Genomic DNA, 23,871 nt, shown 5'->3' with positions numbered 1-23,871 from the left:
TGCCCTCCCCAGCGCTACGCAGCGACTTCTCGCAAGGAGGCGAAATGGCCATGGACGCCATCACATCGGTCCCGGTCCCGTCCAACGAACCGGTCAAGACCTACGCTCCGGGGTCGCCGGAGCGGGAATCGCTGCAGAAGCGCGTGGCCGAGCTGGAGTCCGAGCGCCTCGAACTGACCTCCACCATCGCCGGGCAGCAGCGCATGGCCGGTGGCGCGAGCTTCGACGTCGTGCAGCCGCACAAGCACTCCCACGTGCTGGGCACCTCGGCCGAGGCCACCCGCGAAGACGTCGCCGACGCGGTCAAGGCCGCCAAGGACGCCGCGCACGACTGGGCGAACACGCCGTTCGACGAGCGCGCCGCGGTCATCCTGCGCGCCGCCGACCTGCTGGCCGGTCCGTGGCGGGACACCATCAACGGCGCCACCATCCTCGGCCAGTCCAAGTCGGTGCAGCAGGCCGAGATCGACGCCGCCTGCGAGCTGATCGACTTCCTGCGGTTCAACGTGCACTACGCGCGCCAGATCATGGCCGAGCAGCCCAAGTCGGTGCCCGGCGAGTGGAACCGGATGGAGTACCGGCCGCTGGACGGCTTCGTCACCGCCATCACGCCGTTCAACTTCACCGCCATCGCGGGCAACCTGCCCACCGCCCCGGCGCTGATGGGCAACACCGTGGTGTGGAAGCCGACGCCGTCGCAGCAGTTCGCCGCGCACTTCACCATGCGGCTGTTCGAGGCCGCGGGCATGCCGCCCGGCGTGATCAACCTGGTCACCGGCCGCGGCCAGGCCGTCTCCGAGGTCGCGCTGACCGACCCGGACCTGGCCGGGCTGCACTTCACCGGTTCCACCGCGACGTTCAAGATGCTGTGGCGCACCATCGCCGAGCACCTCGACAGCTACCGCAGCTACCCGCGGATCGTGGGCGAGACCGGCGGCAAGGACTTCATCGTCGTGCACCCGTCGGCCGACCCGGCGCCGCTGGCGACCGCGTTCGTGCGCGGTGCCTTCGAGTACCAGGGCCAGAAGTGCTCGGCGGCCTCCCGCGCCTACGTGCCGCGCTCGATCTGGGACGGCGGCCTGCGCGAGCAGCTGGCCGACCTGACCAAGACCATCAGCTACGGCGACGTCACCGACTTCTCCCACTTCGGCGGCGCGGTCATCGACGCCCGCGCGTTCGCCAAGCACAAGGCGGCGCTCGACCGGGCCAAGCAGACCCCGTCGATCGAGGTGCTGGCAGGCGGCGGCTACGACGACTCCGAGGGCTACTTCGTGCAGCCCACTGTCCTGGTCGGCACCGACCCGGCCGACGAGGTGTTCACCACCGAGTACTTCGGCCCGATCATCGCGGTGCACGTCTACGACGACAGCAAGTACTCCGAGATCCTCGACGTCGTCGACACCTCCAGCCCGTACGCGCTGACCGGCGCGGTGTTCGCCACCGACCGCCGCGCGATCGACGAGGCGCACCGCAAGCTGCGCCACGCCGCGGGCAACTTCTACGTCAACGACAAGCCCACCGGCTCGATCGTGTCCCGCCAGCCCTTCGGCGGCAGCCGGGCCTCGGGCACCAACGACAAGGCGGGCTCGCTGTTCAACATCCAGCGCTGGACCAGCCCGCGGGCCATCAAGGAGACCTTCAACGCTCCGACGCAGCACACCTACCCGCACATGGGCTGAGAAGCGCCCGATGGCGCTTCTCATGGCGCGCAGCGCCATCCGTGCGCCAGCGCGGATTCGTTCGGGGCGGGACGCCCGTACCGGTGTCCCGTCCCGCATCCAGGCTTTGGAAAGTCCAAAAGGAGAGCACCATGCTCCGTACTCCTCTGCTGGCCGCGGCCCGCTCCACAGGCGTGCGCAAGCTCGTCGAGGCCAACCCGCTGACCGCCGCGGTCGTGGACCGCTTCGTCGCGGGCACCACCCCCGAGGACGCCGTGAGCGCCACCCGGTCGCTGCGCGACCAGGGCCTGCACGTCACCCTCGACCACCTCGGCGAGGACACCCTGGACTCCGCGCAGGCCGCGGGCACGGTCCGGGCGTACCAGCGGATGCTGGCCGAGCTGGCGGAGGCGGGGCTGGCCGACCGCGCCGAGGTCTCGGTGAAGCTGTCGGCCGTGGGCCAGTTCCTGCCCACCGACGGCGAGAAGATCGCGCTGGACAACGCCCGGCTGATCTGCGAGGCCGCCGCCGCGGCGGGCACCACGGTCACCCTGGACATGGAGGACCACACCACCACCGACTCGACGCTGGGCATCCTGGCGGACCTGCGGGTGGACTTCCCCTGGGTCGGCGCGGTGCTGCAGGCGTACCTGCACCGCACCGAGGGCGACTGCCGGGACCTGGCCACCGCCGGGTCGCGGGTGCGGCTGTGCAAGGGCGCCTACGCAGAGCCCGCGTCGGTGGCCTTCCAGGACAAGCAGGAGGTGGACCGCTCCTACGTCCGCTGCCTCAAGGTCCTGATGAACGGCGAGGGTTACCCGATGGTCGCCACGCACGACCCGCGGATGGTGGCCATCGCCGGTGACCTGGCGGCCCGCGCCCGGCGCTCTCCGGAGACCTTCGAGTACCAGATGCTCTACGGAATCCGCCCCGAGGAGCAGCGCAGGCTCGCCGCCGACGGCAACAAGCTGCGCGTCTACGTCGCCTACGGCGACGAGTGGTACGGCTACTTCATGCGCCGGCTGGCGGAGCGCCCCGCCAACCTGGCGTTCTTCCTGCGCTCGCTGGTCAGCTCGCGCTGACCGGAGCGCTCCCGCGGCCCCCGTTCTCCCCCCTCGGACGGGGGCCGCGGTGTTTTTCCGCTCATTGGCGGTGTTTTTCCGTTCAGCGAGAGGGAAACCGTCGGCATGGGCTGCCGGGGAGCCACAGGGCGCTGGAAGGCCGCCGCGGGCTCGTCGGAGCCCCGGGGTGGCCATGCGGCGGGAGGTCGAGCAGGGCCGTCAGCACCTCGGCGACCGAGCCGGTCGCCTGCCACAGCGGATCCCCACCGGGATGGTCCTCGATCCGGAACCGGGCCGCGACCGCCTCGGTCATCGCACGCAGCGTGCAGTTCTCGACGACTCCGTAGGAACACCACCGCTCGGCGTAGATCACGGCGACCTCGCCGCCGGGATCGCGGAAGTGCCGGAACCTGAAACCGGCCTCGACGCCGCGCCGCAGGGCGGCGAGATGCGGAGCTTCGTCGTTCGCGGGCGCGGCGAGCAGCATGGGCGTTCCTCTCTGCGTGGTGCACGGCGGCCCTACCGGAGGTCGGGGTCTCGGCAGGGCCGCCGTGATCGGGCCCCGGCCGGTCCGCGCGGGGGGAGGATCCGGGGAGTCGCGGACCGGCCGAAGCGTCTGGGAAATCCTTGGTGTGGTGGCGAAAACCGGCTGCGGAGCGGGGCCGGGAGGCGGGAACTCCGGGCCGCCGGAATCGCCGAGGGTGGGGCGGGCGACGCGCGGAGCAGCGGCCTGGCCAACCGCGGGCTCGACGCGACGCCGCCCGCCCCGTTCGCCCGGCCGCTCTGGGGGCTGGACCGGCCGGGCGGGCATTGTTCGACGGGGACTCGTTCGGTGGGGACGGACTCGTTCGGTGGCGCGGACAATCCGGTGCCGCAGAGCCGATCAACGACGCGAATCGTTGCGCGGGGCGGATCGTCCGGCGGCGCGGAACCGTTCAGCCGCGTAGGACCCGGATGAGCCGCGCGGCCTCGCGCCGTCGTCGCACCTCGATCACGTCGGAGTGCGCGCACAGGTCCTCCGCGAGCTCGCGCGCGGATTCCGGGGTCAGCAGGGCAACTTCGGCGGGTGGCGCCAGAAGCACGATGCGGCCGGCGCCGAGGTAGGTCGACACGGTCCTCGGGCGCTCGAACCCGTCGACGCAGTCGACCTTCCTCCGCATCGGGTGCCAGAAGGCGGGAATGGGCGGGACGGCCATCGATCTCCTCCGCAACAGGGTTGTTAGACTCATCACGTCCGCAGTGATTCTTAGCTTGATACTGCGAGTGTTGATAATCAAGCCCAAGACGGGCATCCGATCGAGTGGTGCTTGGAGCTACCCTCAGCCGGAAAGATGGTGGGGTACGACCTCGAAGAGATCGCAGCCCGTCCAACCCACGGAGAGCCCACACCGATGTCCGCCACCGTCCGCACCGCCAGGAAGTTGTTGCTGGGGCGCGAAATCGCGCACATGCTGGAGACCGCCGGAGTCTCGCAGGCCGAAGCCGCCCGGCTGATCGAGACCAGCCAGCCCAGGATCGCCGGGCTGATCAGCGGTGGCGGCAACATCAGTCCGGGCGATCTCGTCCTGCTGGCCAACAAGCTCGGGTTCACCGACGAGGGTTATCAGGAAGCGCTCCGCGAACTTCGGCGGGACAACAGCAAGCGCGGTTTCTGGACCACCGGCCACAACCGCGCGTACCGCGACGAGGTTCGGTTGCTGGTCGACCTGGAGAAGCACGCCGACCAGATCCGATGGGCGGAAGTCGAGATCGTTCCGGGACTCGTGCAGTGCGAGGCGTATGTCCGCGCCATGCACGCCGACTGGCCCGAGGTCGAGGGATTGACGATCGACGACCGCGTGAACGCAAGGCTCGCACGGCAGGACATCCTGAGCACGTCGGAGCCACTGACTGCGCACTTCGTGCTGTCGGAGTCCTGCCTGCGCCGGATGTGGGGCGACGCCGAGGTCATGCGGGAACAGCTCGACTACCTGGTCAAGATCTCGAACCGGCGGAACGTCATGATCCAGGTGCTGCCGTTCAAGTCCCCGCCCGGCCGCCGGTCTCCGATCGGGAACCGCTTCGTCCTGCTCCGCGTGCCGTCACCGGGCGCGGCCGGACCGCTGGAGCTGGCCTACGTCGAGGGCGAAGGCGAGATCCGCTACCTCGACGACAAGAAGGCGCTTGCGGCACACGACAACGCTTGGGCACGTTTGACCTCGGCCGCTCTGAGCTTCAGCGAGAGCCGCAAGTTCATCGGCCAGGTCGCACGCGAGTTCAAGAAGTAAACCCACCTCGAAGGAGATCGAATGACTACAACCCCACCGCCGTTCGCTGAACACGACTTCCGGAAGGCAACCCGCAGCGAGCCGGAAAAGTCCTGCGTCCGGGTCGCTCGTCGGGGCGGCTGGGTCGAGATGCGCGACGACAAGACGACCTTCGGTGCCGCTGACGACCACCGGCTCGTCTTCACGGCCGAGCAGTTCGACGCCTTCCTCTCGGCCACCCGCCTGGGCGAAACCAGCGGTCTGTGCCTGGAAATCACGCGCCGTGCGGACGGCAACTACACCTTCCGCCACAGCGCCGAGCCGACCGTGGAACTCGTCTTCACCGAAGCCGAGGTCGACGCGTTCCGCGACGGCATCGACAAGCACGAGTTCGACGCATTGGCTTACGCCGCATAGGTTCAACCCCGGCCGACTCGTACTGGCCACGAGCGTCGGCCCCCAGAACAGTCGACACAGCACAGTCGACACTCGGAACAACGGGTGCCCGTCCGGTCCGGACGGGCACCCGTTCGCACATCTCAAGCAGACATCGCCGGCTGAGCGCTTTCCCCTTCGGCGCCCAGAGTTCTCGGCACCCGCCGCAGCGTGAAGACGCCAAGCGCGCCGTGCACGATCGCCGCGATGGCGGCTGCGGCGTGCAGGCCGGTGACGAACGCGGTCTTGGCGTCGCCGATCACCGCCGGTGCGAGCCCGGGAACCTGGAGCGTTTCGTTCAGCGTCCCCGCGAGATCCGGGCCCTGGAGCCGGAAGATCAGGGCGGCCAGCGAGCCCAGGAGCGCGATGCCGAGGGCGTTGCCGATCTCGTTGCTGGTCTCGGCGATCGCCGCCGCCGCACCGGCGCGTTCCGGCGGGACCGCGGCGACCGCGGTGTCGGCGACGACGCTGAACGAGATGCCGTAGCCGATCCCGGCCAGGACGGTCGAGGCGATGTACCAGCCGATCCCGCCCGATGCGCTGATGGGCAGCAGCAGGAGCAGGCCCGCCGCGATGAGGAAGTGGCAGCCGATCAGCGCCGCGCGGGTGCCGGTGCGCGCGACCACCCACGGCGTCACGATGCAGGTCACGGTGAGCACGACGGCGCCGGGCACCGCGACGAGCGCCGCGTCCAGGACCGGCAGCCCGAGCACCGACTGGAGGTAGATGCCGCCGAGGTAGGCCATCGCCGACCACGCGGCCAGCGGCAGCAGCCCGGTGACGGCCGCGACCGCGAACACCCGGTCGCGGAAGAGGCGGAAGTCGATCAGCGGGTGTTCGAGCCGCAGCTGCCGCCGGACGAACCACACCAGGCCGATCACGCCGACGATCCCCATGGCCACCGGGACGACGTCCAGACCCTCCGCGGCGGCGTGCTTGATCGCGTAGACGGTCAGCAGAATGCCCGCGGCGGACAGGAAAACGCTCGGGACGTCGATGCGGCCGGTGCTGGTGGCGCGGACCTCGCGGAGCAGGACCGGGGCCAGCAGCAGGAACAGCAGGACCACCGGCAGGTTGATCAGGAAGACCGATCCCCACCAGAAGCTGCTCAGCAGCTGCCCGCCGACGACCGGGCCGATCGCGAACCCGGCGGCGAAGGTGGCCGCGAAGATGCCGATCGCGTTCGCCCGCTTGCGCGGATCGGTGAACAGCTCGCTGAGCACCGCCAGCGCCGACGGCAGCAGCGTCGCACCGGCCACGCCCATCAGCGCCCGGAAGGCGATCAGCAGTTCCGGTCCGGGCGCGAAGGCCGCTCCCGCCGAGGCGAGGCCGAACGCGGCGGCTCCGGCCATCAGCAGCTTCAGCCGCCCGTACCGGTCGCCGATGTTGCCGAAGGCGATGAGCAGCGACCCCACGGCGAACCCGTAGACGTCCAGGATCCACAGCGCCTGGTCGGCGGTCGGCGACAGCGCCTCGGTGACCTTCGGCATCGCCAGGAACAGCACCGAACCGTCCATCGCGACCAGCAGCACCGGCCCGAGCACCACCAGCAGACCGAGCCATTCCCGCGGACCGGGTGAGTTAGAAGCGTTCATGACTCGAACGGTGCGGTGCGATCCGCCCGGCAACCAGCCCCGCGCCATGGGTACACCTGGCAGGGACACCCTCGTCCGGCCGACCGCGCCTAAGCTCGGGGACATGCAGCTGGAGCACCTCGGGGCCTACCTCAAGAGCCGCCGCGACCGGGTCACGCCCGCCGACGTCGGCCTGCGCCTGCACGGCACCGCCCGCCGCGTCCCCGGCCTGCGCCGCGAGGAGCTGGCACACCTCGCCGGGGTGAGCGTCGGCTACTACACGCGGCTGGAGCAGGGGCAGGCCGGAACCGCTTCCGACCAGGTCCTCGACGCTCTCGCCAGGGTGCTCCGGCTCGACGCGGTCGAGACGGCCCACCTGCACAACCTCGCCCGCCAGTCCGCCGCGCCGAGCCTGGTCCGGCCCGACCCGGAACAGCCGCACCCGCGAGTGCTCGCGCTGCTGGAGTCCCTGGGCGAGACCACGCCTGCGGTGGTGCTCGGCCGGCGCGGTGACGTGCTGGCCTGGAACCGCACCGGGCACGCGCTGTTCGCCGAGCACGTCGACTTCGGCGCGCCGCGCGATCCCGAGCGGCGGCCGTCCGTCCCGCGGATGTTCTTCCTCGATCCGCACTTCCGGGACCTGCACCGGAACTGGGACGAGCTGGCCCGGATCCACGTCGCCTACCTGCGGCTCACCGCGGGCCGGTACCCCACCGACGCCCGGCTGGCCGAGCTGATCGGCGAGCTCGCCATGCGCAGCGACGAGTTCGCCGCGCTGTGGGCCGAAGGCGAGGTCGCGGACTGCACCGTCGGGACCATGCGCCTGCGGCACCCCACGGTCGGCAGGCTCGACGTCGACTACCAGGTGTGGCTCCAGCCCGACAGCCCCGACCACCGGCTGGAGGTCTACACCCCGAACGACCGCGGCTCGGCCGACGCGCTGCGGCTGCTGTCCGGTCACATCGCCGCTCAGGAACCGATCTCGTCGATCCGCCTCTCCTCGTAGACGATGTCGGCCACGCAGCGGAAGCCCACCGACGGGCTCTCGTAGTCGATCTCGGCCGGAAGCTGCACCGACACCGCGCCGTAGACGGCCACCGGGTCGCTCCACCCGCCGCCGCAGACCGCCCGCATCCGCGCGTCCCGGCCCTGGGCGTGCGAAGGCTTGCTGTGCGAGACCCACTCGGAGACGTTGCCCGCCATCCCCGCCACCCCGAACGGCGACCGGCCGTCGGACTCCCCGCTGGTGAACGCGCCGACCGGGTTGGTCCGGGGGAACTGGTTGCCCGAATACCTGGAGTGGTTGCACCGGGATTCCTGCCAGACGTCTCCCCACGGGTAGGTCCGGTTGTCCCGGTCACCCCGCGCGGCCTTCTCCCACTCCTGCGGGCGGGGCAGCCGCTTGCCGGCCCACAGCGCGTAGCAAAGCGCGTCCCGCCAGGTCACGTGCACCACCGGATGGTCGGGGAGGTTCGAGCTCCCCGGCAGCAGGCCCTCCGGGGCCGGGTAGTTGGTGGCTTCGGCGAACTCGGCGTAGGCGAGGTTGGTGACCGGCTCGACGTCGATGTCGAAGCCGGGCACGAAGACCTCCTTCGGCTGGTCGTCCGGCGGGGCCAGCCATTCCAGGTGCTTCGAGTCGGCGTCGATGCCCGCCGCCATCAGCGCCTGCCGCGCCTGGTTCTGGTCGATCCCCTGGATGTAGACCCCCGGCGGAATCCGGACCATGCCCGCCCTGGGCGGGGTCGCGAACCGGGCGTAGAGCACGTGGTCGCAGACCGGGCAGGCGGACCGGTGCGCGTCCGCCGCGACGAAGCCGCACTTCCGGCAGAAGGGGTCCTCGACCTCGCGGGCGGTGATGTCCTCGACCAGCACCGGATCCGTCAGCGCCGTGGCCGCGTCACGCGCGGTGGGACGCCCTTGCGGTCTCGGGTCGAGCATCCCGCACACGAGGTCCAGCAGGCGTGCCGGAGCGAACGCGCGCGCGGCGGCCAGTCCGGCCCGGAGCCGCACCGGACCCGCGGACGTGTCCGGGTATCCGCCGGTGAGGCATTCGTGCAGGATCACGCCCAGCGCGTGGACGTCGTCCGGCGCGGCGTCCAGAATGGGCTGTTCGCGCCGTTCCGGGGACAGGTAGTCGACCACGCCGACGGTCAGCTCGGTCGCCTCCTGCGCCCGGGACAACCCCCAGTCGATGAGCCGGATCTCGTTGCCGGTGGTGAGCAGGATGTTGCTCGGCTTGAGATCCCGGTGCCGCACGTCGCGATCGTGCGCGCCCGCGACCGCCCTGGCGATCTGCCCGCCCATCCGCACGGTCTGGGTCAGCGACTGCCGCCCGGCCCGGATCAGCTCCCGCAGCGCCGGTCCATCCACATAGGACACGAACAGCACCGGGCCGAGGTCGTCGAGGTTGCGCATGGCCAGGATCGACGGCGCGACGTGCGGCACGCCCTCCAGCTTGGCGAACACGGTCTTGCACTCGTGGAAGAACGAGTCGGCGACCGCCTTGCCCGCGGTCTCCAGGACCCGGTCGCTGAGCCGTTTGACCACCTTCTTCCTGCCCTCGAACTCGTCGTCGAGCACGCCCACTTCCGCGAACCCGCCGTGCCGGACCTCCACCACGGTCTCGCCCGTCGACAGCACCCTGCCTTCGTAAAGCCCCATCTGGTTCCTCCGTTCTCGTTGTCATTCAGTCCGGCACCGTCACGCGGAGCGCTTCCGGATCTTCAAGATCTTCCAGATCGGGGGCGTTCCGGCATGTGCCGGAACGCCGAAGATCAAGAACACGAAGTTCACCGCGACGCAGAAGTAGCCCAGCCACTCGATGACCGTCTTGACCCAGCCGAGGAACCACCACAACCACGACTCGGGAGCCTCCCGCACGACCAGCCGCACTTCCTGGCTCACCAGCGCACCGCTCCCGTCGATCATCGACACGGCGAAGGTGCTGGTGCCCGCCTCGTCCGCCCGGCCGGTCAGCACTCCGTTCGGCAGCAGCTTCAGCCCGTCCGGGAGGGGACTGCTTGTCCAGCGGTACGGCGGAATCCCGGACTCGGAGCGGAACTGGTGCTCGTAGGGCCTACCGGCGGTGGCGCCGTCGAGCAGCAGCACCTTGTCGACGATCCGGGGCCGCACCTGCTGAACCGCGCCAGAACCGGACGGGCGCACCTCGAACCGCACCTCGCCCTCGCCCCGGCGCCCCGCGCCGTCGGTGACCGACACCCAGACCACCGCGGTCTGCTCCCGGATCGGCGTTCCTTGCACCACACCGTCCTCGCTCAGCCCCATCCCGTCCGGCAGCCCGATGGCCTGCCAGCGGTACTGGCCGTCACCGCCCACGACGGCGAGCGCGAGTTCGTAGGACTGTCCCGCCATGGCGGCCGGGGCCGACTTCGTCCGCAGCTGGGGCGGGGTGTCCGGCCGCACGCCGCTGTTGGCGGCGCTGATCACGCTGAACAGGATCGCCACGAACATCACCGCGGCGATGATGATCAGGAGCATGTCCACGAACCGCATCTCCACCGGAGGTTCCGGGTTCCCGGCCCTCCGCCGCGCGAACACCGTGGTCGTCATCGCGGCGGCTCCGGCGAAGCCGCACCGCGGCGGGTGACCACGATCTCCTGGGACATCTCGGCGTGGATCAGGCCGAGGCGCTGTTCGATCGACTGCACCGCGGCCCCCAGCTCGGCCACCGGACGGAGGTGCTGGAGCTGGTCCAGGTCGATGCTCGCGATCGCCCGCACCGACCGGTCGAACGCCCGGCTCGCCTGCTCGATCTGGTCGCCGAGCTTGGAGATCTCGGTGTTGAGGGAGGCGGTACCCGGCTGCTGCGCGGGAGGTGCCGGTCCGTTGACCCGGTGCAGCACCTCCAGCGTGACCTCCTCGACCTCCAGCAGGATCCGCTGTTCCCGGTTGTGGGCCCAGGTCAGCGCGAGGTGGCAGATCACGCTCGCGCCGAGCGCGAGCAGCGTCACGCTGAACGCGTCGGCCAGCGGCCCGATGACGTGCGTGGTCAACGCGGTCCGGAGGTCGGCGAACTCGGTCGTCCGGCTCACGCTTGCACCCAGACCGCTCACCGCGCGCGACATCTCGGCCGCGGTGCCCAGGAATCCGAGCGCGGGCAGTGCCCAGACCAGCGCGCGGGCCGGGCCGTAGGACACGTCACCGCGTGCGTGGTCGAGTTCAGAACGCGCGGCCAGCGCCCCCTTGGCCTGTTCCTTCCCGGTGCCGCTGCTGCCTGCGAGGGCGTCGATCCGGCGGGCGATCGCAGAGTTGCGGAACGGGGTGTCGCGCAGCGACTCCTGCACGTGGCCGCCGATCCGCCGGGGCGATCCGGACGACGGGCCGGTGCCGAGGGCCTTGCGGACCTCGGCATTCGCGGTGTGTTCGCGGCCTCCCTGGAACAGCCGTCCGAAGGCGAACAGCAGGACCCACAGCGCGATCGCCAGCACCAGGGTCACGATCGTGCTCACACCTCCCGGCCTGTTGATCAGTTCTCCCAGGGAGGGGACCCAGTTCAGCATCCCCAGCGGCACGGCGACGGCGGTGAACGCCACCGCCACGACTCCGATGAGCAGGAACGAAGCGGACCCCCGGCCCGGCGGGCTGTCTTCCGGACGCGGCGGAACCTCGCCCGGCGGCCGATGCCCGTTGCCCGGCGGCGGGTTTCCGTTGCCCGGCGCGGGAACCCCGCCGACGGGCCGGCCGGGCCGGGGCGACATTGACGTCATCGCTGTTCTCCTTCTGGTTCCTCGGGTTCTGGTGCACCGGAGCCGGTTTCCTGGGGGTCCAGGAACTCGAGCTTCCAGTGCCGCGACCGGCCGTCCATCGGCCGGAGCTGGATGCGGATCACGTCCCCGTCCCGCAGTCGCGTGCGGGTGCCTGCGGTCTCCGGCCCCGACGCTCCGCGGCGGTGCAGCGTCGGCGGGTTCTGGCCGCGCGGGTCGAGCCACCACTGGCCGCCCTCGCGCACGACGCGGGCGTGGTCCCGGCTCACCCAACTCCACTGGCCTGCGTCGAGGATGATGTCCGGCGCCGCGCTGCCCGGGACCTCGCGGCCGAGCGTCACCTCGGTGCGGCACCGGTGGCCGTCCCACAGGCGGTACTCGCTGTACGCGCCGTCCGGATCGGTGATCCGCAGGGATTCCCGGTGGTGCGCGGTGGATTTCGGCGGTCCCGGTGCGAATCCGGACGCGTGCAGCTCGGCCCACTCGACGACCGAGGCGGGGGCGATGTCCGGCGGAAGCGCGGGCAGCTCGGCCGGGAAGTCCGCGCCCAGCCGCTCCAGGTGGGCCGCCAGCACCGCCATCGGATCGGGCCTGCCCAGCTCGACCGCCAGCCCGGCCGCGGGCGCGCAGTCCCGCCAGAGCTCGCGCGGGACCGTGACGACCAGGTACGACCCGCGGTCCACCAGCCTGGCCGCGTGGGTCCGCAGGTCCTCGGCGAACGAGTCGTTGGTCCGGTCGGTGACCGGGTCGTTGAGGTTGAGCACGTACCCGCACCCGGTGTGCAGCGGCAGGCCGCCCACCTCTGGGCGGGTCCAGCGCGGCACCACGTCGACCAGGCTGATGCCGGTCTTGGCGGACAGCTCGTCGAGCAGGTGCAGCGCCGTGACCCGGCGTCCGCCGGGGTCGGCGATCAGCACGAGCAGGTGCTGGGCGTGCAGCACTTCCCTGGCCCGGTCGAACCCCGGAGGCGGCACGAACCAGTCGCGCGCGGAGGTGATCTCGGCTCCGGGCACCGGGTAGACCGACGGCCCGGGCTCGGCGGAGTAGCTGATGTGGCTGTTGGTGATCTCCCCGCTCTGGAGCAGGAATCCGCTCGGATTGCCGTCGTTGGTGTTCGTGATCGCCGCCGGGGTCGGCTCGGGCTCGGCTGCGTCCGCCGACGACGCGGACGGCGCCGGCACGTACAGCCACGCGTCCTCCGCGAACTGCTTGACCCGCACGTGCTCCCGGATCAGCTCGCCGGGCTTCAGCGCGGTGTACCCGGCCTCCACCACGTCGGTGAACACGCGCTTGGACACCACGGCGGCCATGAGGGTGACCTCCGGGTCCGTCCGCTGGAGGACCTCGCGCAGCGGCGCGCAGTCCAGCAGCCGGTGGACGTCGTTCATTGCCTTGCCGACGCCGTCTCCCGGCCGGGCACCGCCGCTGTCGGGCAGCGCGCCGAGGTGGATGCCGACCCGCATCCGCAGGCCGAAGCTCTCCGCGGTCGACTTCGCCGACTCCTCGGCCAGCACCCGTTGCAGTTCGCCGAGGAACGGGTGCAGCAGGAACGGCGTCTGCTCGGCGGGCAGTCCCAGGACGTAGCCGTCACCGGTCGACTGCGGGAACCTCCCCGCCGACCAGTCCAGGCCGGACCTGCGCATCGCTTCTTCGAGGATCCGCGGTATCGCGGTGCTCAGCTTGGGCAGTTCGCTGCTGGGATGCCTGCTGAACCTCTCCAGGTCCACCGCCAGCAGCGCGACGTAGTTGGGCAGCTCCCGGCTGAACCGGGGTCCGAAAGATTCCATGGGTTTCCTCGGGAAAGGTGGGCCATCCGGACGCCACTGTGACCCGATCTTCCGAGGACCACTGCCCAGAAATGGGCATAAGATGGAATTTTTTCGTCATCAATCGCCTGGAATATCCCCATTGGCATACCGTTCCAGCGCGGGAACGTCCAGGACGACCATCGACCGCCATTGGGTTTCGACGATGGCCCGCTCGCGCAGCTGCCGCAGGACCTCGCCGACCGCGTTGCGCGACGCGCCGCACATCCGGCCGAACTCCTCCTGGGACATGTTCAGGTCCAGCACGCGGCGGCCTTCCCGGTCGTCGGCTGCGAACCGCAGGATCGTCCGGCACATCCGCTGCGGCAGCGGAACCACGGCGAGTTCGGTCCAGTGCCGCTCGGCTTCCTGCGCCCGGTTCATGAAGTGCCGCGCCACCAGCCAGCCCAGCGCGTTGTCCTCGATGAAGCGGCGGAAATCCGCCGCCGCCACCACCCGCACCACGCACCGGTCGATCGCGACGACCGTCGCGGTCCGCCGCCCGCCGCTGTAGACGGCGATGTCGCCGAGCACCTCGCCGGGAAAGCGGACCGCGCTGGGCACTTCGCCGCGCTCGGAGCGCGCTATCCGGACCTTCACCCTGCCGCTCACCAGGACGTGGACCGCGTGGCCCTCGTCCCCCTCGCGCATCAGGGTCTCGTCCGGTTCGTAGGTGCGCGGTACTCCGAGCTCCACCAGCTCCGCCCAGCGACCGGGTCCCATGGAAGCGCCGAAGCCCGACAGATCTGCCATCAGTCCACCCACCCGGCCGAATCAGCAGCAGTTCTCGCGAAATTGTGGCACGCGGCCGCGGTCGTTCGGCGGTACCTTCGGCGGAAGTGCGCGCCTCGGTATTCTTTTGAGCGGAATTCAGGGAAATCGCGATGGGCGGCGGCGAAATCGCGATCCGTCAGCCGCGGGTCATCAGCAGGTGGCCGCGGCGGAACGGCCGCTCCCCCTCGCGCGCTTCGCGCAGCATCCGCCCGACTTCGGCGAAGCCGGCCTCGCCCGCGAGCTTCGCCAGCTCGTCGATCGGCCAGCGGTAGGCCGTCACCACCTTGTGGTCGAACGCAGTGAGCGGCTCGCCCTCGAAGAAGCCGAGCAGCAGGTGGCCGCCGGGTGCGAGGACCCGGGCGAACTCGGCGAAGTACGAGGGGATCTCCTGAGGCGGGGCGTGGATGACCGAGTACCACGCCACGATGCCGCCCAGCGCACCGTCGGCCAGGTCCAGCGCGTCCATGGAACCGATCTCGAACCGCAGGTCCGGGTACTCCTGGCGGGCCAGCTCGATCAGCGCGGGCGAGAGGTCGACGCCGGACATGTCCAGGCCCAGGTCCCGCAGGTGCGCGGCCACCCTGCCGGAACCGCACCCCAGCTCGGCGACGGGTCCGGCGCCACGCGCCAGCTCGGCGAACGCGGCGAGCACCGCGCGGTCCAGCGGGAGGTCGTCGAGCTCGTTTCGGGCCATTTCGGTGTAGAGGGAGGCAACGGCGTCGTAGGCGTCCGCGGTCGCACGGAGATGATCGGTCACGGGCGACGAGACTAGAGCCGGGGTCCGACAGCGGGCGCCCGGGTTCGCCTTGACCGGGAACCGTCTCCCCGGTGTCTGCTGCCTGGCGTACGGGCAATTACCAGTCACGGCCGAACCGCCGCCCGTTCCTTCCTCGCCGTAGCCGCCGCCCTGCGACGGGTCGTAGACGTAGACGGTGGCCTTGGGCTCGCCGCCGCTGGAGTGCCCGGGCGGTCCGCCGTAGAGGCCGGGCAGCTTGTGGGGCAGTTCAGTTCCGCGATTTCAAGGTGAGCGACGGGACGCTCTGAACCGCCGGTGGAGCGGGTGCCGCCGGACGGCACCCGCTCCACGAGGGTGGGGGCCCGCTCCCGCCGCCGTGTTCCCGAGCGAGCCCCCGGTCTCGGAGTCACCCCGCACGCGCCTCCCGCACAGCGCCGCGCAGGTGCCCCCAGCGCGCGGGGCCCGCAAGGCCGAGGTGGTAGAGGTGCAGTTCGTCCGCGCCGGCGGCCCGGAGATCGCTGACGTAGCCGTCCGGCAGCGGATTCACCGCCACAGCGGTCACATATGCTCCGACCTCCACTGTGGACATCGATCGGACAGCGGCGAGCGTGCCGGGACCGGGAGTCCAGCACGGCAGCACGACGGCGTCTACGTCCTCGGCTGCCGACGCAGTGAGCCCGGGCAGCGCACCCGTCGCCCAAGGATCGGCAGCTCCGTGCAGGACCACCCGCCGCTCCCCTGCCCGGCCGAGGACCGCGCGCCGGAGCTCGTCGGCCGACCGGTGCCTGGTCGCCAGCAGCAGATCCCGGACTTCAGCGGGCAATCCGTCGTCCACCGCGTCCAGGTCTCCCGAGGCGAGAAGCCGCCACACCTCGGCGCGAAGGAGACCGCGGATCGCCTGCGCGTCATCGCCCCACCGGCTCGCGCACGCCGTGCAACAGCACACCGACAGCAGCCGGGCCACGGCGGGTGACCACACCGCGTCGGTCTTCTCGTGCTGGTGCTGGTGGATCGCGCCCAGCTGGCCGCACGCTTCCAGCACCACCGAGCCGACGTCGAGATCGGCCAACGCCTCGGCGGTCAGCGTCGCCGCGTAGGAGCGCACGTCCTCCCACGCCGGGCACAGCGCCCACGGGTAGCTCTCGCCGAAGCAGTTGCGCACCGCGAGGTCGGGAAACTCCGTTCCCAGCAAGGAATTGTGGGTCAGCACGAGCCAGGCGGCGACCGGAATCCCGGCCTCGCGCAGCGCGGCCACGGCGTCGCCTGCGCTGTCCTCCGAGACCCAGTCCGCCGACGCGGGCCGGAGCCTGCCCCACGCGCCGCTCCGCACCGGCCGGTAGAGGGCCGCGTGCCGCGCCACCACCGACGTCCGCTCCCGCGACCAGGGCGTGGCCGCCCGGGCGCTGTGGTAGGAAACCGCGACGGCGACCTCGTCCACGCCGAGGTCCAGCACCCGGTCGGCGAAGCCGGGCTCGACGTCCCAGGGGTAGCAGTAGCCGGTGACCTTCATCCGGCCTCCCGCAGCCGCGATGACCGCAGCCGCGCTGACCAGGGTCGGGCCGTCCGGGGTCATCGTCGGCTCGCTTCCTGCGGGACACCGGAGGTTCCGCCGCCGAGGACGTCGAGCATCGCGTCGACCTCGGCGGGCCGTTCGTCACCGATCCGCTGGGCGAGCCGAACTGACCCGGGGCGCCCGGCCGGCCAGGGAGGTCAGCGCCGCGACCGCCGCCAGCGCGGCTCCCAGCCACAGCACAGCGGACACCCCGGCGGCGTCCACGACCTGACCGCCGACCAGCGCGCCCAGCGCGATGACGCCGTTGAACACCGCGACGAACAGCGAGGACGCCGCTTCCTTGGCCTCCGGCGCCGACAGCAGCACCCAGGTCTGCGTGCTCACCGAGACACCGCCGTAGGCCAGGCCCCACACCACAAGCAGCACGCCCGCGGTCAGCACCGACCCACCAAGCAGCGGGATCAGCAGCAACGTCGCGGCCAACACCACGCCGATCACCACCAGGGTCCGGTGCGGCGACCGCGCGGCTCCCGCGCCCGCGAGGAAGTTGCCGAAGACACCGGCGATTCCGTACACCAGCAGCAGCGTGCCGATCATTCCCGCGCCGACACCGGACAGCTGCTCCAAGGCCGGGCGGACGTAGGTGTAGGCCGCGAAGTGCGCGGTGACCACCAGCGCCACCACGAGGAGTCCGGTCCGCAGTTCGGGCTTTCCGAGCAGCCGGAACACCCCGCCGACGCGGATCTCCTGCTCCGCGGGCAACTTCGGCAGCAGCACGGCCATGGCCAGCGCGACGGCGAAGGCCAGCGCCGCGATCGCCACGAACGCCGCTCGCCAACCCGCGAGCTCCCCGACGTAAGTGCCGGCGGGCACGCCCAGCACCGACGCGACCGCGATTCCGCTGAAGATCAGCGAGGTCGCGGTGCCCGCCAGCCGGGGCGGCACCAGCCTGCCGCCCAGCCCGGCGGCGATGGCCCACACGCCGCCCATGCCCACGCCCACCAGCGCCCGGGCCACGACCATGACGCCGAAGTTCGGCGACCACGCCGAAAGCAGGTTCGCCGCGGCCAGCAGCAGCATGAGCGCCACGAGCACCGCGCGGCGGTCGAACCGGCCCAGCGCCGGCGTCAGCAGCGGCGCGGACAGCGCGGCGACCAGGCCGGTGATCGTCAGCGTCAGCCCGGCGACGCCCTCGGTGACCGCCAGGGCTCGGCCGATCGGGGTGAGCAGCCCGACCGGGATCATCTCGGAGGTGACCACCGCGAACGTGCCGAGCGCCACGGCCACGACCGCGGCCATTCCCCGCGTACCAGCGGTTTCTTCCACTTGCACCATGCGTCCCAGCCAACTGCCGCGGGCGCTTGGGAACAACGACGAGTTCTGGATGCTTGTATTAGCGGGACTCATCGATGGAAGGCCGGGAGTGGACCGACTGGAGATCCGCGAGCTGGAGTGCTTCCTCGCGCTCGCCGAGGAACTGCACTTCGGCCGCGCCGCCGAACGGCTCCACGTGTCGCAGGGCAGGGTCAGCCAGCTCCTGCGGGCCCTGGAGCGGCGGATCGGCGCGACCCTCGTGGAACGCACGAGCCGCCGGGTCCGGCTCACCCCGCTCGGGCAGCGCTTCGTCACCGGCCTGCGCCCGGCCTACGACGTCCTCGCCGGGACCGTCGAGGACGCCCGCTCGGCCGCGCGCGGGGTCGAGGGCACGCTGCGCATCGGGTTCCAGGGCAGCGTCCACGACGAGATCACCAGTGCCATCGCGCTTTTCCAGCAGCGGCATCCCGGCTGCACCACCGAAGTCATCGAGATCCCGCTGGCCGACCCGTTCAGCGCGCTGCGCGGCCACGAGGTCGACCTCGCGATGCTGGTGCACCCGGTGGCCGAACCCGACCTGGTGGCCGGTCCGGTCTTCTCCCGCTCCCAGCAGACCCTCGCGGTCCCCGCCGGCCACCCGCTGGCCGGGCGCGGCGCGCTGAGCGCCGAGGACCTCGCCGAGTGCACGCTGATCGGGCTCGCCGGCCCGGCTCCCGAGTACTGGCGGCGCGCCACCGCGCCCGAGACCACGCCCGGCGGGCTGGACGTTGCGCGGGGACCGCGGGTCTGCACGCTCCAGGAAGGGCTGACGCTCGTCGCGGCCGGTCGCGGCGCGATGCTGCTGTGCCAGCCGACGTCGGCCTACCACCACCGCAGCACCATCCGGTACGTCCCGGTCACCGGGCTGCCCGACTCGGTGCTGGGACCGGTCTGGCACCGCGGGCACGAAACCGCTCGGGTGCGCGCTTTCGCCCAGGCACTCGCCGAGACCGCGCCTTGAGGGGCCGAAGCCAATACCGCTTCGGCCCCTCAAGGGCCGACCCCCAGGAGGGTCCACAAAGGACCACTCACGGATGAAGGCGGTTGCTCCTCCAAGCACCGTTCTCCCAGTCGTAGCGCAAGCGCAGGTGCAGGCGCTCGGTGCCGTCGTGCCAGAACTCGATGGCGTGCAACGCCATCCGGTACGCACCGAAGCCGTTCGGGCGCGGCAGCTGCTCGCCGCGGTCGGCCAGCCTCCGCGCCTCGGCGCGCAGCGCGTCCTCGTCGTCGAGCGGGTCGCTCTGCCTCGCCACCACCGAGATCGCGTTGGTCGCCGGCGGGCGGCGGTACCACAGCTCGTCGGACTTCTCGTCGGACAGCCGCGAAACCGGGCCGCCGAGGATGACCTGCTGCTTGAGCTCCGGCCAGTAGAGCACCCCCGACGCCCACGGCGTGGTCGCCAGGTCGCGGCCCTTCTGGCTGTGCGCGTGGGTGGCGAACAGCAGGCCCTCCTCACTGACCTCGATCACGCGGATCATCCGGCTCCAGGCCCGGCCCCGCTCGTCGACGGTGGCGAACGCCAGCGCGTTCGCCTCCTGCACGCCGTGCTCAACGGCGCGCTCGTACCACCGGTTGTACAGCCCGATCGGTTCGGCGGGCGGGTCGTAGAACTCCGGCATCGAGAGCTCGGGCGCGATCGTGCCGTTGCTGTTGCTCACTGAATTCTCCTGTCGGTTCGCAGTCTCGGTTTCGAGCTGCCGGTTTCGAGCTGTCGGTTTCCGGCAGCCATCCCACCGGATCCGGTCGCGTCCGTCACGCCCCCAGAGCCGCGTTCATCTGCTCGGCGATGATCCGCACGCCGTCCTGGGTCAGCACCGACTCCGCGTGGAACTGCATCGACGCGAAGAACGGGCCGCGCAGCGCGTGCACCTCCCCGGTGGTGGTGTCCCGGCTGGCCTCCACCACCCCGACACCGTCGCACGTGATCTTGTCCTGCGTGCTGTGCGCGGCGAAGGTGTTGTAGAAGCCGACCCGCTCGTTGATCCCGAAGAAGTCGATCTCGCGCTGGAGCCCCTGGTTCGGGACGTCGCGGCGGCGCACCTCCAGGCCCAGCCGCAGGCTCAGCACCTGGTGGCTCAGGCAGACCGCCAGGAACGGCCTGCGCTGTTCGAGCAGGGTCGCCACCGCCGAGTGCAGGTGCGCGATCTTCGGGTGCTCGGTACGCCGCGGATCGCCCGGTCCCGGTCCCATCACCACGAAGTCGTGCTCGCCGAACGAGTACGGCTCGTCGAACCTGCGGATCGCGACCTCCACGCCCAGCGACCGCAGCTGGTGTTCGAGCATCGCGGTGAAGGTGTCCTCGGCGTCGACCACCAGCACCTGGCGCACGCCCCTGGCGACCGCCGCGCCCGTGTGCAACGAGGCGTCGGCAAGCCAGAAGCCGGCGATGTGGGAGTTGCGCTCCCGCAGCGCCGCGCGGACGGTCGGGTGCTCGGCGAACCGCACCGCCCCGGACGGGGTCAGCGCCGCCAGCAGGCCGGCCGCCTTCGCCCGGGTCTCGGCGACCTCGGACTCCGGGTCGGAGTGGCGCACGAGCGTCGCGCCCACGCCGACCCGCACCCGTCCCCCGCCGTCGATCTCGGCGGTGCGGATGAGGATCGACGAGTCCAGCGTCCTGGCGCCGTGCTCGTCGCGGCCGATCAGCGCGAGCACCCCGCTGTAGTAGCCGCGCCCCTCCGGCTCGTACTGGCTGATCACCCGGCAGGCGCTCTCCAGCGGGCTGCCGGTCACGGTCGGGGCGAACATCGTCTCCCGCAGGATGGTTCGCGGGTCGCGGGTGCTGTGCCCCTCGATGAAGTACTCGGTGTGCGCGAGCCTGGCCATCTCCTTCAGGTACGGGCCGACCACCCGCACCCGGCCGTCGCAGATCCGCGACATCATCTTGAGCTCTTCGTCGACGACCATGTACAGCTCGTCGGTTTCCTTGACGTCGGCCAGGAAACCCAGCACGCCGTCGAGCGCCGGGCCGGACGGCGGGTAGCGGTAGGTGCCGCTGATCGGGTTCATCACGGCCGTGCCGCCGTGCAGGCTCACGTGCCTCTCCGGGCTCGCGCCGACGAAGGTGCGGTCGCCGGTGTGCACGATGAACGTCCAGTACGCGCCGGACTCCCGCTCCAGCAGGGCGCGGAAGAACGCCAGCGCGCTGTGCACGTCGTAGTCGACGATGTCGGCGACGAAGGAGCGCTTGATGACGAAGTTCGCGCCGTTGCCCTCCCCGATCTCCTCGTCGACCACCCTGCGGACGGTGGCCGCGTAGGTCTCGTCGTCGGGGTCGAAGTGCTCGCCCCGGATCCGCACCCGCAGGCCGGAAAGCCGGTCCAGGACGGCGGCGACCGGAGTGGTCGCCTGCTCGGTGACGGCCATGGCCAGCAGCGGGGAGTCGTCGGCCGGTGCGGCGAAGCCGCGTTCGGCGATCTGCCCGTACGGGATCAGCGCCAGCACGTCGTGACCGGGCCCGCCGCCCTGGCCGGGCAGGTCGATCGCCGCCAGTCCGTCCGGTGTGGACACGTCCCCGACCAGCACGTCGAGCGTGTCGGGTCCGTTCGCCTCCGGGCGGTGGATCAGCGCGAAGGGCGGGGGTTCGGGACCGAGCACGCGGTCCAGCAGGTCTGCGCTCACCGGTTCCGGGCTCACCGGTTCTGTGCTCACGGGTTCCGGGCTCATGACGTCGCCGCCACTTCGAGCGCGGCGTCGAGGTGCCCGAGGACCCACCCGGTGGTCTCGACGACCGCGCAGCGCTGCGCGGCGTAGTCGACCGCGAGCCGGTGGAACTCCGGGGTGAAGTCGGCGACCGCGTCGGCGACCAGGAACGTCTGGATGTCGTTGGTGAACGCCTCGACAGCGGTCATCAGCACCCCGACGTGGGCGTAGACACCGCAGACGATCAGCTGGTCCCGGCCCTGCGCGCGCATCCGCTCCAGCAGGTCGGAGCGGAAGAACGCGCTGTAGCGCCACTTGGTGAAGGTCCAGTCGTGCTGCGCCGGGGTGATCTCGTCGACCACCTCCCGGTCGCTGGGCTCGACCCGCATGCCCGGACCCCAGAAGTCCTTGAGCAGACCGCGTTCCTCCTCGGTCATGCCGCCCGGCTGGGCGGTGTAGGCCACCGGCACGTCCAGCTCGGCGCACCGGTCGCGCAGCGCGGCGATGTTGGCCACGAGCGGCGTGCCTGGTGACTCGCCTGCCGGGAACGGCCGCACGAAGTAGCGCTGCATGTCGTGGATGAGCAGCACCGCGCGCCGCGGATCGACGGTCCACCGCGCGGTGTTGGCGGGTAACTCGTCCGCCGTTGGCATCGGATAGGGCTTGATGGTCGGAATCCCCACCGTGATCCCCCTTCCTTTCTCTGTTGGGCTGCCCGCTATTTGGCTGCTGTGTCCAGCACGGTCGTGCCGTCGTGACCGGACCGTTCGACGACCAGGTCGGCGGACTTCAGGTGGGCCGCGCCGGTGCTGGAGAACCAGCCGACGAAGCCGCGCTGGTCGCCCGCCGTGGACAGCACCGCGCGCACCGCGTCGATCGCGCCGGCTCCCGCGCGCAGCCGTCCCCGGACGGTCGGCACGACCTCCGCGCGGTCGTCGGCGTCCATCAGGTCGGGCACCGACACGGTTCCGACCGAGCACACCCGCCCGAGCTCGTTGCGGAGCAGGTCCACGGTCAGCAGGCCCTCGCCGTCGGCCGGTGCGACCGCGGTCCGGGCCTCCACCCACCCGTCGGCGTCCACCCGCACGACGCGTTCCAGGGCGGAGCAGGCGATCTCCGCGCCGTCGAGCCGCAGGTTCGCCAGGTGCGAGCCGGAGCGGCCGTCGACCGGTTCGCCCGGCAGGCGGCGGATCGCGGCGACGGCCGCGTCGCACCACTGCCGCGCGGCCTCGGGTTCGACCGGGGAGTCGGCGCTGAGGCACATCACGTAGGTGGTGCTCGACAGGTGGTCGACCACCACCATGCGGTCGGCGAACAGCCAGTCGGTCTCCCCGGTGTCGGCCGCGTGCCAGCCGAGGTAGCCGCCCGCGAACTCGAACGGCAGCTCCGGCGCGAGCACGGCGCGCCGGGACAGCTCCCGTCCGATGTGGTCGAAGACCGAGCCCTCGACCCGCTCGTCCGCACGGCCGTCGGCGAAGGCGACCACCGGCGGCTCGCCCGGCCGCCCGCTGATCAGCTCGGAGAGCGGCCCGCCCCCGGCCAGCACCGAGAACCGCGGCTCGCCCGCGCCGGAGTTGTCGAAGTCCAGCCAGCAGCGGTGGCCGGCGTCGGCGAACAGCTCCTCGAACACCGCGGCGCGGTCGACCCGGCGGTCCACGATCCGCACGTGGCACTGGTGGACGAGCCTGCCCGGCGCTTCCTGCGCCGAGCCGATCGGCGCGGTGAGCGGCGCGCGCGGCGCGGGCACCGAGCGGACGCCGCCCGCCACCCGCCGGGTCAGCGCGTTGAAGTTCTCGATGAGCCGCGCGCCGTGCTCGGTCAGGATCGACTCCGGGTGCAACTGCGCCCACCACTGCGGAAGATCCCGGTGGACCACCGCCACGACCCCGCCGTCACCGTCGCGCGCCGCGACCCGCAGCTCCTCCGGGAGCGGGTCGGGGAGCTGGAACGACGGACCGCAGACGGCGGTGAACTCGTCCGGCACTCCGGAGAACATCTCGGCGCCGTAGTGGGAAACCCGGCTCAGCCTGCCGTGCCCGCTCACCGAGCCCTCGAAACGGCTGTGCCTGCCCCGCGAGCCGGGGATCTCCCGCAGTCCCAGGCCCAGGACCGGCACGGCCGAACCCGCCGCACGCACCAGCGCGGCGAAGTCGGCGCTGCGGTCCGACCGGCCGGAACCACCCGAGACGACCACGTTGTCGAAACCGGCGATCGCGTCCGGCGAGTCGAGGTCCTTGAGCTGGACCACGACCGGCTCCGCCCCGCTGACGTCGGCGATCAGGTGGGCGAGGTTGTAGACGTAGGAGTCGTAACTGTCGATCAGCAGAGTGCGCATTGGGCGTCCTAGTCGTCG

Annotated in this window: 21 protein-coding genes; 6 read left to right on the top strand and 15 right to left on the bottom strand. The window is 71.4% G+C overall.

Going from position 1 to position 23,871, the window contains the following annotated elements; all coding sequences use genetic code 11:
• Positions 1–50 precede the first annotated feature (50 nt).
• Both pruA and ABD691_RS20595 read left to right on the top strand, forming a co-directional pair.
• Positions 51–1,679 carry an L-glutamate gamma-semialdehyde dehydrogenase gene (gene pruA / locus ABD691_RS20600; protein WP_344682354.1) on the top strand — a complete coding sequence of 543 codons (1,629 nt, stop codon included), beginning with the start codon at positions 51–53 and terminating at the stop codon, positions 1,677–1,679.
• A gap of 131 nt (positions 1,680–1,810) precedes the next feature.
• Positions 1,811–2,740 carry a proline dehydrogenase family protein gene (locus ABD691_RS20595; RefSeq protein ID WP_344682094.1) on the top strand — a complete coding sequence of 310 codons (930 nt, stop codon included), beginning with the start codon at positions 1,811–1,813 and terminating at the stop codon, positions 2,738–2,740.
• An 82-nt stretch (positions 2,741–2,822) separates the two neighbouring features.
• Here the strand turns inward: ABD691_RS20595 and ABD691_RS20590 are convergent, their stop codons facing one another.
• Both ABD691_RS20590 and ABD691_RS20585 read right to left on the bottom strand, forming a co-directional pair.
• Positions 2,823–3,206: a hypothetical protein gene (locus tag ABD691_RS20590; protein ID WP_344682092.1), complete on the bottom strand. Its 384-nt coding sequence runs from the start codon at positions 3,204–3,206 to the stop codon at positions 2,823–2,825.
• A 448-nt stretch (positions 3,207–3,654) separates the two neighbouring features.
• Positions 3,655–3,915, bottom strand: coding sequence for a hypothetical protein (locus tag ABD691_RS20585; RefSeq protein WP_344682090.1), 261 nt, complete (start codon positions 3,913–3,915; stop codon positions 3,655–3,657).
• A 195-nt stretch (positions 3,916–4,110) separates the two neighbouring features.
• Between ABD691_RS20585 and ABD691_RS20580 the strand changes: the two genes are divergently transcribed.
• The gene (locus ABD691_RS20580; protein WP_344682088.1) at positions 4,111–4,986 is read left to right on the top strand and encodes a Scr1 family TA system antitoxin-like transcriptional regulator; all 876 of its coding nucleotides are present in this window, start codon (positions 4,111–4,113) and stop codon (positions 4,984–4,986) included.
• A gap of 21 nt (positions 4,987–5,007) precedes the next feature.
• On the top strand, positions 5,008–5,382 hold the full coding sequence (locus ABD691_RS20575; RefSeq protein WP_344682086.1) for a DUF397 domain-containing protein: 375 nt from the start codon (positions 5,008–5,010) through the stop codon (positions 5,380–5,382).
• Between the two features lie 122 nt (positions 5,383–5,504).
• Here ABD691_RS20575 and ABD691_RS20570 read toward each other — a convergent pair whose 3' ends face one another.
• Positions 5,505–6,995 carry an MFS transporter gene (locus tag ABD691_RS20570; RefSeq protein ID WP_344682084.1) on the bottom strand — a complete coding sequence of 497 codons (1,491 nt, stop codon included), beginning with the start codon at positions 6,993–6,995 and terminating at the stop codon, positions 5,505–5,507.
• 109 nt (positions 6,996–7,104) lie between these two features.
• Between ABD691_RS20570 and ABD691_RS20565 the strand changes: the two genes are divergently transcribed.
• A complete protein-coding gene (locus ABD691_RS20565; protein ID WP_344682352.1) occupies positions 7,105–7,980 on the top strand; it encodes a helix-turn-helix domain-containing protein in 876 nt (291 codons plus the stop codon).
• On the opposite strand, the gene ABD691_RS20560 is transcribed toward ABD691_RS20565, so the two are convergent.
• From ABD691_RS20560 to ABD691_RS20525, 8 genes are all read right to left on the bottom strand, one after another.
• Positions 7,944–9,635 carry an SUMF1/EgtB/PvdO family nonheme iron enzyme gene (locus tag ABD691_RS20560; protein ID WP_344682082.1) on the bottom strand — a complete coding sequence of 564 codons (1,692 nt, stop codon included), beginning with the start codon at positions 9,633–9,635 and terminating at the stop codon, positions 7,944–7,946. The two genes, ABD691_RS20565 and ABD691_RS20560, sit on opposite strands and share 37 nt — an antisense overlap.
• A 39-nt stretch (positions 9,636–9,674) precedes the next feature.
• Positions 9,675–10,544: a putative Ig domain-containing protein gene (locus ABD691_RS20555; protein ID WP_344682080.1), complete on the bottom strand. Its 870-nt coding sequence runs from the start codon at positions 10,542–10,544 to the stop codon at positions 9,675–9,677.
• Complete coding sequence (locus ABD691_RS20550; RefSeq protein WP_344682079.1) at positions 10,541–11,701, bottom strand: hypothetical protein; 1,161 nt, start codon at positions 11,699–11,701, stop codon at positions 10,541–10,543. Before ABD691_RS20550 ends, ABD691_RS20555 begins: the two co-directional genes overlap by 4 nt.
• Positions 11,698–13,485 (bottom strand): FHA domain-containing protein, encoded by a 1,788-nt coding sequence (locus tag ABD691_RS20545; protein WP_344682078.1) that lies wholly within the window; start codon positions 13,483–13,485, stop codon positions 11,698–11,700. The genes ABD691_RS20550 and ABD691_RS20545 overlap by 4 nt, the downstream gene beginning before the upstream one ends.
• A gap of 99 nt (positions 13,486–13,584) precedes the next feature.
• Positions 13,585–14,256, bottom strand: coding sequence for a Crp/Fnr family transcriptional regulator (locus ABD691_RS20540; RefSeq protein ID WP_344682077.1), 672 nt, complete (start codon positions 14,254–14,256; stop codon positions 13,585–13,587).
• A 157-nt stretch (positions 14,257–14,413) separates the two neighbouring features.
• A complete protein-coding gene (locus tag ABD691_RS20535; RefSeq protein WP_425565132.1) occupies positions 14,414–14,971 on the bottom strand; it encodes a class I SAM-dependent methyltransferase in 558 nt (185 codons plus the stop codon).
• Positions 14,972–15,419: 448 nt separating this feature from the next.
• Positions 15,420–16,523 carry a hypothetical protein gene (locus tag ABD691_RS20530; RefSeq protein WP_344682350.1) on the bottom strand — a complete coding sequence of 368 codons (1,104 nt, stop codon included), beginning with the start codon at positions 16,521–16,523 and terminating at the stop codon, positions 15,420–15,422.
• A gap of 144 nt (positions 16,524–16,667) precedes the next feature.
• A complete protein-coding gene (locus ABD691_RS20525; protein WP_344682075.1) occupies positions 16,668–17,861 on the bottom strand; it encodes an MFS transporter in 1,194 nt (397 codons plus the stop codon).
• Between ABD691_RS20525 and ABD691_RS20520 the strand changes: the two genes are divergently transcribed.
• A complete protein-coding gene (locus ABD691_RS20520) occupies positions 17,860–18,840 on the top strand; it encodes a LysR family transcriptional regulator (RefSeq protein ID WP_344682073.1) in 981 nt (326 codons plus the stop codon). The genes ABD691_RS20525 and ABD691_RS20520 overlap by 2 nt on opposite strands.
• A 67-nt stretch (positions 18,841–18,907) precedes the next feature.
• Here ABD691_RS20520 and phzG read toward each other — a convergent pair whose 3' ends face one another.
• The 4 genes from phzG to ABD691_RS20500 form a co-directional block, all read right to left on the bottom strand.
• Positions 18,908–19,537: a phenazine biosynthesis FMN-dependent oxidase PhzG gene (gene phzG, locus ABD691_RS20515; RefSeq protein WP_344682071.1), complete on the bottom strand. Its 630-nt coding sequence runs from the start codon at positions 19,535–19,537 to the stop codon at positions 18,908–18,910.
• 94 nt (positions 19,538–19,631) lie between these two features.
• Positions 19,632–21,527: an anthranilate synthase family protein gene (locus ABD691_RS20510; protein WP_344682069.1), complete on the bottom strand. Its 1,896-nt coding sequence runs from the start codon at positions 21,525–21,527 to the stop codon at positions 19,632–19,634.
• 11 nt (positions 21,528–21,538) lie between these two features.
• Positions 21,539–22,201 (bottom strand): isochorismatase family protein, encoded by a 663-nt coding sequence (locus tag ABD691_RS20505; protein WP_344682067.1) that lies wholly within the window; start codon positions 22,199–22,201, stop codon positions 21,539–21,541.
• 35 nt (positions 22,202–22,236) lie between these two features.
• The gene (locus ABD691_RS20500) at positions 22,237–23,853 is read right to left on the bottom strand and encodes a glutamine amidotransferase-related protein (RefSeq protein ID WP_344682066.1); all 1,617 of its coding nucleotides are present in this window, start codon (positions 23,851–23,853) and stop codon (positions 22,237–22,239) included.
• Positions 23,854–23,871: the final 18 nt, after the last annotated feature.

It is taken from the genome of Saccharopolyspora taberi, assembly GCF_039534165.1.
In the GTDB taxonomy this organism is placed as follows: Bacteria; Actinomycetota; Actinomycetes; order Mycobacteriales; family Pseudonocardiaceae; genus Saccharopolyspora_D; species Saccharopolyspora_D taberi.
This window is presented reverse-complemented; position numbering and strand designations above follow the sequence as displayed.

Coding starts and splice junctions, on each gene's coding strand:
- ABD691_RS20520 (WP_344682073.1), top strand. CDS start 17,860: ATGCGTCCCAGCCAACTGCCGCGGGCGCTTGGGAACAACGACGAGTTC.
- ABD691_RS20555 (WP_344682080.1), bottom strand. CDS start 10,544: ATGACGACCACGGTGTTCGCGCGGCGGAGGGCCGGGAACCCGGAACCT.
- ABD691_RS20540 (WP_344682077.1), bottom strand. CDS start 14,256: ATGGCAGATCTGTCGGGCTTCGGCGCTTCCATGGGACCCGGTCGCTGG.
- ABD691_RS20585 (WP_344682090.1), bottom strand. CDS start 3,915: ATGGCCGTCCCGCCCATTCCCGCCTTCTGGCACCCGATGCGGAGGAAG.
- ABD691_RS20500 (WP_344682066.1), bottom strand. CDS start 23,853: ATGCGCACTCTGCTGATCGACAGTTACGACTCCTACGTCTACAACCTC.
- ABD691_RS20595 (WP_344682094.1), top strand. CDS start 1,811: ATGCTCCGTACTCCTCTGCTGGCCGCGGCCCGCTCCACAGGCGTGCGC.
- ABD691_RS20590 (WP_344682092.1), bottom strand. CDS start 3,206: ATGCTGCTCGCCGCGCCCGCGAACGACGAAGCTCCGCATCTCGCCGCC.
- ABD691_RS20535 (WP_425565132.1), bottom strand. CDS start 14,971: ATGGCCCGAAACGAGCTCGACGACCTCCCGCTGGACCGCGCGGTGCTC.
- ABD691_RS20570 (WP_344682084.1), bottom strand. CDS start 6,995: ATGAACGCTTCTAACTCACCCGGTCCGCGGGAATGGCTCGGTCTGCTG.
- ABD691_RS20575 (WP_344682086.1), top strand. CDS start 5,008: ATGACTACAACCCCACCGCCGTTCGCTGAACACGACTTCCGGAAGGCA.
- ABD691_RS20545 (WP_344682078.1), bottom strand. CDS start 13,485: ATGGAATCTTTCGGACCCCGGTTCAGCCGGGAGCTGCCCAACTACGTC.
- ABD691_RS20580 (WP_344682088.1), top strand. CDS start 4,111: ATGTCCGCCACCGTCCGCACCGCCAGGAAGTTGTTGCTGGGGCGCGAA.
- pruA (WP_344682354.1), top strand. CDS start 51: ATGGACGCCATCACATCGGTCCCGGTCCCGTCCAACGAACCGGTCAAG.
- ABD691_RS20560 (WP_344682082.1), bottom strand. CDS start 9,635: ATGGGGCTTTACGAAGGCAGGGTGCTGTCGACGGGCGAGACCGTGGTG.
- ABD691_RS20530 (WP_344682350.1), bottom strand. CDS start 16,523: ATGAAGGTCACCGGCTACTGCTACCCCTGGGACGTCGAGCCCGGCTTC.
- ABD691_RS20550 (WP_344682079.1), bottom strand. CDS start 11,701: ATGACGTCAATGTCGCCCCGGCCCGGCCGGCCCGTCGGCGGGGTTCCC.
- ABD691_RS20525 (WP_344682075.1), bottom strand. CDS start 17,861: ATGGTGCAAGTGGAAGAAACCGCTGGTACGCGGGGAATGGCCGCGGTC.